The 12,197-nt window shown below is 27.6% G+C and carries 7 protein-coding genes and 1 other annotated feature; of the genes, 1 reads left to right on the forward strand and 6 read right to left on the reverse strand.

The window, feature by feature from the left end:
- Positions 1-149: 149 nt before the first annotated feature.
- A complete protein-coding gene (locus AC4FRL_RS05425; RefSeq protein WP_491139192.1) occupies positions 150-2,510 on the reverse strand; it encodes an endonuclease MutS2 in 2,361 nt (786 codons plus the stop codon).
- Between the two features lie 13 nt (positions 2,511-2,523).
- Positions 2,524-4,875, reverse strand: coding sequence for a U32 family peptidase (locus tag AC4FRL_RS05430; RefSeq protein ID WP_491139193.1), 2,352 nt, complete (start codon positions 4,873-4,875; stop codon positions 2,524-2,526).
- Between the two features lie 202 nt (positions 4,876-5,077).
- Here AC4FRL_RS05430 and AC4FRL_RS05435 point away from each other — a divergent pair, with 202 nt between their 5' ends.
- Positions 5,078-5,860: a histidinol phosphate phosphatase gene (locus tag AC4FRL_RS05435; protein ID WP_491139194.1), complete on the forward strand. Its 783-nt coding sequence runs from the start codon at positions 5,078-5,080 to the stop codon at positions 5,858-5,860.
- A 63-nt stretch (positions 5,861-5,923) separates the two neighbouring features.
- Here the strand turns inward: AC4FRL_RS05435 and AC4FRL_RS05440 are convergent, their stop codons facing one another.
- The 4 genes from AC4FRL_RS05440 to AC4FRL_RS05455 form a co-directional block, all read right to left on the reverse strand.
- Complete coding sequence (locus AC4FRL_RS05440; RefSeq protein ID WP_491139195.1) at positions 5,924-7,360, reverse strand: cell division protein ZapA; 1,437 nt, start codon at positions 7,358-7,360, stop codon at positions 5,924-5,926.
- Positions 7,361-7,440: 80 nt separating this feature from the next.
- A complete protein-coding gene (gene pheT, locus AC4FRL_RS05445) occupies positions 7,441-9,822 on the reverse strand; it encodes a phenylalanine--tRNA ligase subunit beta (protein WP_491139196.1) in 2,382 nt (793 codons plus the stop codon).
- A gap of 23 nt (positions 9,823-9,845) precedes the next feature.
- Positions 9,846-10,865 (reverse strand): phenylalanine--tRNA ligase subunit alpha, encoded by a 1,020-nt coding sequence (gene pheS, locus AC4FRL_RS05450; protein WP_491139197.1) that lies wholly within the window; start codon positions 10,863-10,865, stop codon positions 9,846-9,848.
- A gap of 136 nt (positions 10,866-11,001) precedes the next feature.
- Positions 11,002-11,222, reverse strand: a binding site (T-box leader).
- 186 nt (positions 11,223-11,408) lie between these two features.
- Positions 11,409-12,182 carry a TrmH family RNA methyltransferase gene (locus AC4FRL_RS05455; protein WP_491139198.1) on the reverse strand — a complete coding sequence of 258 codons (774 nt, stop codon included), beginning with the start codon at positions 12,180-12,182 and terminating at the stop codon, positions 11,409-11,411.
- Positions 12,183-12,197 lie beyond the last annotated feature (15 nt).

The raw sequence follows: 12,197 nt of genomic DNA on the forward strand, positions 1-12,197 counted from the left end.
TGATTATATCATAAATAAGTTGTATCTTTTTTTAATAAATTGTATATAAAAAGAGCCCTTTAATTTTATAGGATTTATTTAATCTCCTAATAACAATTAAAGGGCTCTTAAATATAATAATATTTTAAATTAACTTTTTATAATAAAATTTATTTTAATATAACAACAGTAACTCCTGTTCCACCTTCTCCATATTCACCTAATCTATGAGATTTAACATGAGGGTGTTTTTTAAGCATATCATTTATAGCTTTTCTTAAAACTCCAGTTCCTTTTCCGTGAACTAAGGTTACTTCTCCTCTTCCTGCAACATAAGCATCATCTAAATACTTATCTGCTGTATAACAAGCCTCCTCTGAGTCCATCCCTCTTAAATCTATAGAAGAATCTACCTGTCTTAAATTTAATCTTGCTTCTCTTTTTTTAATTTTTCTTTCTTCTTTAGTTTCCTTAGCTACTCTTAAGTCCTTAGCCTTAACATTTATTTTCATAATTCCAGCTTGAACTTGAACTTCACCTTTATTATCTGGCTTTGAAAGAACTATAACTTTTTGATTTATTGAAGGTAATAAGGCCTCCATTCCAATTTCAATCTTTTTAAGTTCTTCTCCTTTTTTCTCTTCTTTTTTCTTTTGAAGTCTAGCTTCTGCATCACTTATTTTATCTCTTAACTTTCCTCTCTCAGCCTCAAGTTTTCTTCTTGCATCACTAGATATACCCATTCTTTCTAAATCTCTCATGTTTTTCAAAATAGCATCTGCTTCTTCCTTAGCAGAATCTAAAATTTGCTTTGCTTCTCTTCTAGCATCTGCATAAACATTATCTCTTACACTCTCAATTCTTTCAAACTTTTCTTTATATCTATTTTTATATTTTTCTGCATCATTTTTTAATATTGCAGCCTCTCTAGCATCATTTTCAGCTTTTATACTCTTTTCTTGAAGTGATTGTATTAAATCTTCAAATTGTAAAGATTCAGTAGAAATAACCTTTTTAGCTTCCTCTATAACATTATCTTTAAGACCTAATCTTCTTGAAATCTCAAAAGCATTTGATTTACCAGGAACTCCTATTAAAAGCCTATAAGTTGGTCTTAAAGTTTCAACATTAAATTCAACAGAAGCATTTTCAACATTTTCAGTTTTTAATGCATAAGCTTTTAACTCACTATAGTGAGTTGTAGACATTATTTTACAACCTCTATGTCTTAAATTTTCTAAAATTGAAATAGCAAGGGCTGCACCTTCTGTTGGGTCTGTTCCTGCACCTAATTCATCAAAAAGAACTAAGCTTTTACTATTTGCCTTATCCATTATTTTAACTATATTAGTCATATGAGAAGAAAAAGTTGACAAGCTTTGTTCTATACTTTGCTCATCTCCTATATCTGCAAATATTTCTTCAAAAAAACTTATACTTGAATTTTCACTAGCAGGTATTAAAAGGCCACTTAATCCCATAAGTTCAATAAGCCCTGTAGTTTTTAAGGTTACTGTTTTACCTCCTGTATTTGGTCCTGTAATAAGTAAAGTTGAAAATTCTCTTCCTAAATAAATATCTGAAGAAACAACCTTATCTCTTGGAATTAATGGATGTCTAGCATCTATTAAATCTATTACTCCCTTTTCATTTACTATCGGAATCGTTCCACCTAAATCACTTCCATATTTAGCTTTTGCAAATATAAAATCTAATTCAACTATTATGTTAAAGTCAACCTTTATTACATCAATGTTTTTATAAACTAAAGAAGATAATTCTGCTAAAATCCTTTCAATTTCAGCTCTTTCCTTTAGCATAAGCTCCTTTATTTCATTATTTAAATTTACTAAAGCTGTAGGCTCTATAAAAAGTGTAGCTCCTGTTGAGCTTTGGTCATGAACAAGTCCTGGAACTTGAGATTTGTATTCAGCTTTTACAGGAATAACATATCTATCTCCTCTAACGGTATATAAAGAATCTTGAAGATATTGTGCATTACTTCTTACTATAGAATTAACTTTATCCCTTATAGAAGAATTTTTTTCCTTTAAACTTCTTCTTATGCTATATAATTTATCACTTGCATTATCTGCTATTTCCTCTTCACTTACTATAGCCTTTGATATAGCACTTTCTACTCCTCTTAAAACTACAAGACCATCTTTCATACCTTCTAGTATTCTATGTTCTTCTTCTTCTTCTTTTCTAGCTAAAAATTCAGAAAGCTTTCTTGTTACAGCTAACATACTTCCTATTCTTAATAATCCTTCTATACTTAAAACTCCACCTTTTTCTGCTCTTGTTATAGCCTCTTTTACATCATAAAGACCTTCAAAGGGTGGATTCCCTTTTCTCATTAAAATATCTAAGGCTTCCTTTGTTTCTTCTAAATGTTCTTTTACATCATAGAAAGAATTATATGGCTTAAGGTCTAAAACCATTTCCTTTGCTGATTTTGTAATAGCATACTTTTTAACTAACTCTTTAATTTTATTAAATTCTAAAACTTTTAAAACTCTATCATTCATACTTTAATCCCCTTTACTCAACGCCTCTTTTAAAGTGACCTTTAGTATAATCTTTTAATTTTAAAGCTTCTTTATTATTTAGAGCTTCAATAACATTTTTTACCTCATCATAATTTTCATCTATAAAGTCTAACCTAAAGGAATTTACTCCTAAAGCTTTTATTTCCTCAATTTCATTAAGTAAATTAACTGGTACTGTATTGTATATATGAGACCTACAAAATACATCAGTTCTTATAACAAAATCTTGATTCATTCTATCTCTTAAGACAAATGTACTATCTACACATTGATTATCACAATTTTTTGATGCACATTTACCTCCAAAGGTACTTCCTATAGGACAGTATTCACTAACCATAACCTCTGGTCTTCCATAAATAAATATTTGAGCTCCCTTTGAGTATTTCTTTAACATTTTATTTAACTCTTTTTTATTTAATTCTAGACTTAAACAACTTCCCATAATATGTTTATTATAAAATCTTATTCCATAAGAATTAAAAATGTTAAGTTTATAATCTCCTATAATATTTGTTTTATCTTTAAATCTATTTATTATTCCTGTATTAGCTGTAACTAATCCTGATATTAAATTAAGATTTTTATCTATAATATTACTTATAATTTCAAATTCTTCTTTAATTATTGTAGGAATTTTTAAATAGAAATTAAGCTCTCTACCTTCTAATTCCTTTAAAATTCCCTTATTAAGTTGCCCTTTATTTTTACCAAAGATATCTAAGGCAATATGATGAATACCACATTCAATTACTGCTTCTAACTGCTCTTTTGTATTTACAGTAATTAAAATATTTGGCATTTCACCCCTTTTCTCTGCTAAATTTATATTCTTTTGTTCTTTTATAACTCTTTTATATTTTTTAATTTCAAAATTTCTTATTTCCTCTAAAACTTCTCTTCTTAAATTATTTATAGAAGAAACTGGTGCAAAACCATCTTCAAAAGTTACATATTCTATTTCTCCTATTTCATAAGGAATATCCCCAGATTTTTTTAAATTCTTTTCAACTTTTTCCTTATCCATAGGTCTATTTACAGCTTTTTGAACCATATCACCAGTTTTTGTGAAATAATTTCCTTTATAACAAACTGTAAGTTCCATAGGTTCATTAACTTTAAATTTCATATAAGCTTTTAAACTTATTTTTCTTTCGTAAGGATTCTCATAAGCAGTTTTTAATTCATTTAAAAGTTTAGTATCAGAAGTTTTATAAAGCTTATCATTGATTTTGTACTTTTTAGGGAATATTTTTACCTTATCTCCCTTTTTAGCCTCTGCAACTTCAGTATTTTTTATAAGTATCTTGCTTACTGTAAACCCATCATCATTAGTTCTTATACCATCCTTTAAGGAAAGGTCATCTAATAAAAGAATCTCTCCATTTTTTAAAACCTCACCAAGTAAAACTCCTGTATTCCTTGGTGTTTTAAAAGCCATCATATCCTTTCCAACATTTTTATACATATATGCAGTTGAAAAACCTTCTCTATTAAATAGCTTCTTAAGTTTTAGTTTATTACCTTCCTGTGATTTTTTAATATGCTTATAGGTATTATCTATAGCTTCTCTATAAGATTCTATAACTCCTGCAACATATTCAGGTCTTTTCATTCTTCCTTCAACCTTTAAAGAACTTGTTCCTGTTTTTATTAAATCCTCTACATTTTCAATAGTACAAATATCTTTAGGACTTAAAAGAAATCCTTTAGTTTCCTTATTGTCCTTTTCTCTAATTAAGGTATAGGGCAATCTACAACTTTGCGCACATCTTCCTCTATTCCCACTTCTTCCTCCTATTAAACTACTCATTAAACATTGTCCTGAATAGCAAACACATAAGGCACCATGAACAAATATTTCAGTTTCTATTCCTAAATCTTTAGAAATATATTTAATTTCTTCTAAAGTAAGTTCTCTTGATAAAACTATTCTAAAAAATCCGTTTTCTCTAAAGAAAAGTGCTCCTTCACCATTATGTATGCTCATTTGAGTTGATGCATGTAGTTCAAAATCAGGATAAACTTCCTTTATTTTTTGGCATAACCCTACATCCTGTATAATTAAAGCATCTACTCCTATTTTGTATAAAACTCCTATGTAATCAATTGCTTCTTGAAACTCATTTTCCTTAATTAAAGTATTTACTGTAACATAAACTTTAACTCCATAAGTATGTGCATAATCTACAGCTTTTTCCATAGTTTCATTATCAAAGTTAGAAGCATATGCCCTTGCTGAAAATTTGCTTCCTCCTAAATATATAGCATCTGCACCTTTATTTATAGCAGCAATTAAACTTTCCATACTTCCTGCTGGTGCTAGTAATTCTATTCTTTCCATAAAATTCATCTCTCCTAAAATTTAACTAAGTTTCTTACTTAGTTAATTTATTCAATACTTTGTATTATACACAATTACACAATACAATTCCACATCTCTCCCTTTCTCTTTTAATTAAAAACTTTTAAAGAAATTTAATTTTGATACTATTTTATAAGTTATGATAAAATTAAATTGAAATAAATTAATATGGAGGTTAAAAATGCTTTACGATTGTCATATACACACAGAATTTTCAGCTGATTCTATGTTAAAAATTAAGGATATTTTAGAAAAAGCTAAAGAAAATAACTTAGGAATAATAACTACAGAGCATTTAGATTATAATTTAAAAACTCATCCTCAATTTTCAAAACTTGATATTTTAGGTTATTTAAATGAATATAAAAAATATAGAGGAAATAATATGCAACAAGGCATAGAACTTGGTCTTGCAATGAATAATATAGAAGAAAATTTTTCTTTTTATGAAAAATATAAAGATAAATTTGATATGATAATAGGTTCTATACATGCTATAAATGGAGTTACTCTTTCTAGATTTTTAAAAGAAGATAAAAGACCTAAAGATATTGTTTATAATGAATATTTTGATAATATGCTTAAGTGCATAGAATTTTATGATATTTTTGATACCTTAGGACATATAGATTATCCTTGTAGGTATAGTTCTTATGAAGATAAAGAAATGACTCTTGAAGATTTTAAAGATAAATTTAAAGCAATTTTTAAAGCTTTAATAAAGAAAAATAAAGTTCTTGAACTTAATACAACTCGTCTAGATAATGAAACTTCCTTTAAAAATCTTGTAGATATATATACTTATTATAGAGAACTTGGTGGAAAATATATAACTCTTGGTTCTGATTCTCATAAAATAGAACATATAGGAAGAAACTTTGAAAAAATCCCTAAATTCTTAGAAAAAACAAAATTAGTTCCCTGCTATTTTAAAAATAGAATTTTAATTGAAAGTAACTTATAAAATTTTAAAATTGCAGTAAAAAATACTGTAAGAAATTTTAATAAATTCCTTACAGTATTTATTTTACTTTTTCTTCTTCTTTAAAAGAACATTATCAGGTTTTTTTGTAGCTGCAAGCTTAACTTGAGCATCTAAGTACTTTTGTTCTAAATCTAAAAGCTTGTACTTAGCTGTCTGCCAATTACGTCTAAGCTCTTTATTATTTTCTAATAAAAGGTCTTTTTCTTTTTTGATTTTCTTAGCTTCCTCTTCTAGGATGTCCATTTCTTTTTTTAAAGTTTCGCTTTCTTCTTTAAGAGATTTTAATTCCTTCTCTCTTTCTTCTGAAATTTTCTTTCCTAAAGTATCCTTCTCTTCTAAAGCTAATTGAAGATTTTCTTCTAAAAGTATAATTTGTTCTCTTAAACTATTATTTTCATCTTTTATCCAGCTTTTTTCCTTATTTAAGATTTCTGAGTCTTCTTTAATCTTATCTTTTTCTTTATTTAAATTTGAAAAGTTTTCTTCTAACTCTTTTAACTTTAATTTTAAATTTCTTTCCTCTAATATAAGCTTTTCTTTTTCTGCCTTATTTATATTATTCTTTTCCTTTAATAAATCCATTTCTCCATTTAAATTCTCTAAATCTTTTTTAATCTTTTCATTTAGTTCATTTAAACTATTATTTTTTTCTTTAAAGGATTTAATATCTCTTTCTAAATTACCTTTTTTGCTCTTTAATATATTAAGCTCTTCTTTTAACTTTTTTTCTCTCTCTTTTAAAGAGTTTAAATCATTATTTAAATTTAAATTAGTACCTTTAAACTCCTTAAGTTCTTCTTTTAAAGTTTTAAGTTCCTTTAAATTCTTCTCATTTTCTAAATTTAAGGACTTATTTTCATTTCTTAATATATCTAGTTCTTTTTTTAAGTTAATTATCTCCTCTTGAGATAAAGCAGCATCTCGTTTAAAAAGTTCATTTTCTTCACTTAAAGTTGAAATCTTATCCTTTTCACTTTTAAATCTTTCTTCAAACTGAGCTTTGCTATTTTTGAAATCTTCCTTTAAAACTAAGTTTTCTTCTTTTAAGGTAGTAAGAATCTTTTCATTTTCCTCTTCTTTTTTCTCAAGTTCTTCTTTTTTTATCTTTAATTCATTAAAAGCCTTCTCTATAGAATCTTTCTCTACAGTTAGTTTGTCCAAAGTTTCCTTTAAGGTAATACTTTCTCCTTGAAGATTTTCAAGCTTTTCAATTTCTTTTTTTGCTTTATCTAGCTCACCTTTTACTTTTTCATAATAATCTATAAGTTGATTATATTCTTCATTTCCTTTAAATAATTCATCGGCTATGTTTAATGCAGATAATGACAAAACTCCTAAAGCACTTAACTTATTATTTTTAGATGCCATTTCCTGTGTTTTTTCTTCTACGTATTCAGCTACTTTTTTTAAATATTCTCCGTCTTCATGGCCTTTTAAATTATATTCAACTCCATTTATTGTTACCGTAACAGTCGCCATACTTTCTTAAACACCTCTTACTTCCATAATAAAAAATATGTTATGTACATTTTATCATATACATAACATATTTAAAACTATTATTGCTCTCTTAATTGAGCACCTAATTTATATTCTAAAGCTCTTAAAATCTTATCATGAACTTTGTTTATATCTTTATCTTTTAAAGTTTTGCTTGGGTCTCTATATGCTATGGCATAAGCAATACTCTTCTTACCTTCAGGTATTTGAGCACCTTTATAAACATCAAATAATTCAACCTTTTCAACCACTTGACCACCAGCTTTTCTTATAGCATCTTCAATTTCTTGAACTAGAACTGAGTCTTCAACAAGTAAAGCTATATCTCTTGTTATTGCTGGATACTTAGGTAATGGTTTATAAGCTTTTTCTGTTTTTGAGAATTTATACATAGCATCTAAATCTAATTCAGCTACATAACACGGAACATCTATTCCATAATTTTCATTAACATCTGGATGTATTTCTCCTAATATTCCTAAAGAAGTTTTACCTAGTACTAATTCAGCTGTTTTTCCTGGATGATAACTTGTGTTTTCACTCATTCTCTTAAAGGATGCGCTCTTAAGTCCTAAAGCATCTAGTAAATTTTCAACTACTCCTTTTAAATCAAAGTAATCACATTCACCATACATACCAATTGTTAATATATTTTTTTCAGTTGGTAATTCATTTTCATCTTTATTTGGAATATAAATTTTACCTATTTCAAATAATCTAACTATTTCATTACTTCTTGAATAGTTTCTAGCTAAAGATTCCATCATTGAAGGAAGTGTTGAAGTTCTCATAACACTATAATCTTCTCCTAATGGATTTTTTATTTTAACAACCTCTCTAAGAGTACTATTCTCTGGTAAGCATATTTTATCAAATACCTTTGGACTTACAAAAGAATAACTTATAGATTGGTTTAATCCTGAAGCTAACATTGTATCTATAACTTTTTCATCTAATAATTGCTTTTTATCCTTAGCTTCTTTTTCTGTACTAGTTGATATTAAAGTAGCTGGAATATTATTATATCCATAAATTCTTGCTACCTCTTCTGCGATATCTTCTCTTATATGAACATCTATTCTAAAAGTAGGAACAACTATTTCTAACTCGTCTCCCTTTATAGTTGTTTTTAAATCTAAGCTATCTAAACATCTTTTCATTTCTTCAGCTTCTAATGAAGTTCCTAAAAATTTATTTATCCACTTAGCGCTTACATTTAATGTTTCTTCTTCCTTTACATTATTGTAAACATCTATAGTTCCTTCCATAACTTCTCCACATCCTAGCTCTTCAACTAAAGCACAAGCTCTATCTAAAGCTAAGGCTGCTAAATTTGGATCTATATCTTTTTCAAATCTTGAAGAACTTTCAGTTCTTAAGCCTAAATTTTTAGAATTAACTCTTATATTAGTTCCATCAAAATTAGCTGATTCAAAAATAATCTCTGTTGTGTCATCTTTAACACCTGAGTTTAATCCACCCATTATTCCTGCTAAAGCAACTATTTCTTCTCCATCTTTTATGCAAAGAACATCTTTGTTTAATTCTCTTTCTATTTCATCTAAAGTTATGAACTTTTCTCCATCTTTAGCTCTTTCAACTACTATGTTAGAAGATTTTAGTTCTCTTCTATCAAAAGCATGCATTGGTTGACCAAGTTCTAACATAACAAAGTTAGTAATGTCTACTATATTATTTATAGGTCTAACACCAGCATCTAATAATCTTTCTTGCATCCAAGTTGGTGATGGAGCTACCCTTACATTCTTAACTCCTCTAGCCATATATCTATTACAAAGCTCATCCTTAACTGTAACTTCTATTTCATCATTTATATTTTTATTACACTTAACTTCAAATTTAGTATTTGGCATTTTATAAGTTTTTCTTGTTGTAGCAGCTGTTTCTCTAGCCATACCTACTATACTTAAACAATCTGGTCTATTTGAAGTTATTTCAAAATCTAAAACTTGTTTATTAAGACCTAAGTATTCTTTTATACAAACACCAATTGGAGCATCCTCTGGTAAAATCATAAGACCAATAACTTCTTTTCCATCAGCAAGACCTAATTCTTCTTCTGAACAGAACATTCCATTTGAAACTTCTCCTCTTAATTTACCTTTTTTTATTTTACTTCCATCAGCTAAAACTGCTCCATGTAAAGCTACAGGAACTTTATCATTTTCTTTCATATTATCTGCAGCTGTTACTATTTGAATTATTTCTGAACCTATATTTACTTGACAAACCTTAAGTTTTTCTGCATCTTTATGTGGTTCTATTTTATCTATTTGACATGTAACAATATTTTCTATTTCTGCACCAGCAGTTAAGACCTCTTCTACCTTTGAACCTGATAAAGTTAAAGCATCGCCTAACTCTTCTGCTGTCATATCTACATCAACGTAATCTTTAAGCCAATTAAATGGTACTTTCATCTTTTTTACCTCCTATTTTAAAACTAGAATTGATTTAAAAATCTCATATCACTTTCATATAGTAATCTTATATCATCTATTCCATATTTAAGCATAACCATTCTATCTACACCGAAACCAAAAGCAAATCCACTATAAACCTCTGGGTCTATTCCACAATTTCTTAAAACTTGAGGGTGAACCATACCACAGCCTAATATTTCTATCCAACCTTCACCCTTACATACTTTACATCCTTTTCCGTTACATACAAAACATGTTGCATCCATTTCTGCTGAAGGCTCAGTAAATGGGAAATGATGTGGTCTAAACTTAGTTTTTACCTTATCTCCAAACATTTTCTTTGCAAATAATTCTAAAGTTCCCTTAAGGTCTGCAAAAGTTATATCTTTATCTATAACAAGACCTTCCATTTGATAAAATATTGGTGAATGAGTAGCATCAACAGCATCTGATCTAAAAACCTTACCTGGTGAAATCATTTTTATTGGTGGTTTTTGATTTTCCATTACTCTAGCTTGAACTGGTGATGTTTGAGTTCTTAAAACCACATTATCATTTATGTAGAATGTATCTTGTTCACTTCTAGCTGGATGATTTTTAGGAATATTTAAAGCCTCAAAATTATAATAATCTTTTTCAACTTCTGGACCATCTTCTATAGCAAATCCCATTGAAACAAATATTTTTTTCATTTCATCTAAAGTTTGCTCTAAAGGATGTTTTTTTCCTATTGTCTGTTTCTTTCCTGGCATTGAAATATCTATTACTTCATTTTTAAGTTTTTCTTGCTTTTCAGCTTCCTTAACTGCCTTTGTTATAGCTTCTAATTCAGCTTCTAAAACCTCTCTTACTTCATTAGCTAACTTACCAACTACTGGTCTTTCCTCTTTAGATAGAGCTCCCATTCCTCTTAATATACTTGTAAGCTCTCCTTTTTTACCAAGATATTTAACTCTTATTGTATCAATAGTATTGCTATCTTTAGCTTCTTTAATTTCAACTAAAGCTAACTCTTTAATTTGATTTAACTTATCTTGCATTTTTATTCTCCTTTCTTTTTTGTAATAAATATATTAAATTTTATCTTAAAGCTCTTAGAACCCTAATATCTATTAATTAATTTATTTATATTATTGACTTAATTAAATTAAAATAAAATAAACCCCGTCCCTAAAAATAAGGGACGGGGTATACTATCCGTGGTACCACCCTAATTAGTGCTAAATATAACACTCACTTAATTTTAAATAACGACAATGCCGCTAACTACTACTCTAATTTCACAGTTAGAACTCCAGAGTGAACTTCAATATAGTTTTCTAAAAGTGCTTTCAGTCTGTGACACTTTTTCCCTGAAAAGAAATTTCTATACCTACTCTCTCTATCAATGTTTTTACATATTTAATTCAAGGTCTATTATACCTATAATACACTTTATAATCAAGGTATTTATTATTTTATATTAAAGATATTTACAAAAGAGAAATTTAAAAATAAAATAAAAAAACTTACAAATACTATTTAAAAATCTAAAGATTATTAAAATAGCATTGCAAGTTTTTTTAAAATACAACTTAAAAATTTTATTTAAATGATTGTCTTATCTTTTCATATATCATTATAGAAGTTGCAACAGCTACATTTAAAGATTCAGCTTCACCAGGCATAGGTATTTTAACCTTTATGTCTGAAATGTCATAAACTTCATTACTTACACCATTTCCTTCATTTCCTACAGCAATTATTACCTTGCCTTTAAGATTTTCTTCAAAAAAATTATTTTTACCTTGAAGTGAACTTACAACAAGTTTATACCCATCTCTTTTTAATCCTTTTATAAAATCTAAGGAATCATCTTGAACAATTGGAATATAAAATATTGAACCCATTGTTGACCTTAAAGTTTTATCATTATAAATATCAACAGTTCCCTTAGTCATTACAATTCCACTTGCTCCAGCTGCATGAGCCGTTCTTATTATAGTTCCCATATTTCCTGGGTCTTGAACCTTATCAACTAGAACTACTAAATCTCCACTTTTTAACTTTTTATTTTGCATATTTATAATAGCTAAAATTCCCTGTGGATTTTCTGTTGAACATAACTGCTTTAAAAGAGTTTCATTCATTTGTATAAGCTTTATATCTTTATTAAGACCTAAAAAAAACTTTTCATTTTTTTCTTTAAAGGCTTCTGTAAAAATTATGGAATCTATAGATACATTACTTTTTATAGCTTCCTCTACAAACCTTAGTCCTTCAATGAGATATTTATTGCTTTTTACTCTATGTTTCTTTTCTTTTAACTTTCTTATTTCTTTAAATAGATTGTTATTTTTACTTTCAATTTCTAACAAAGCAAATAATCCTTT

The organism is Clostridium sp. TJA032, assembly GCF_058310275.1.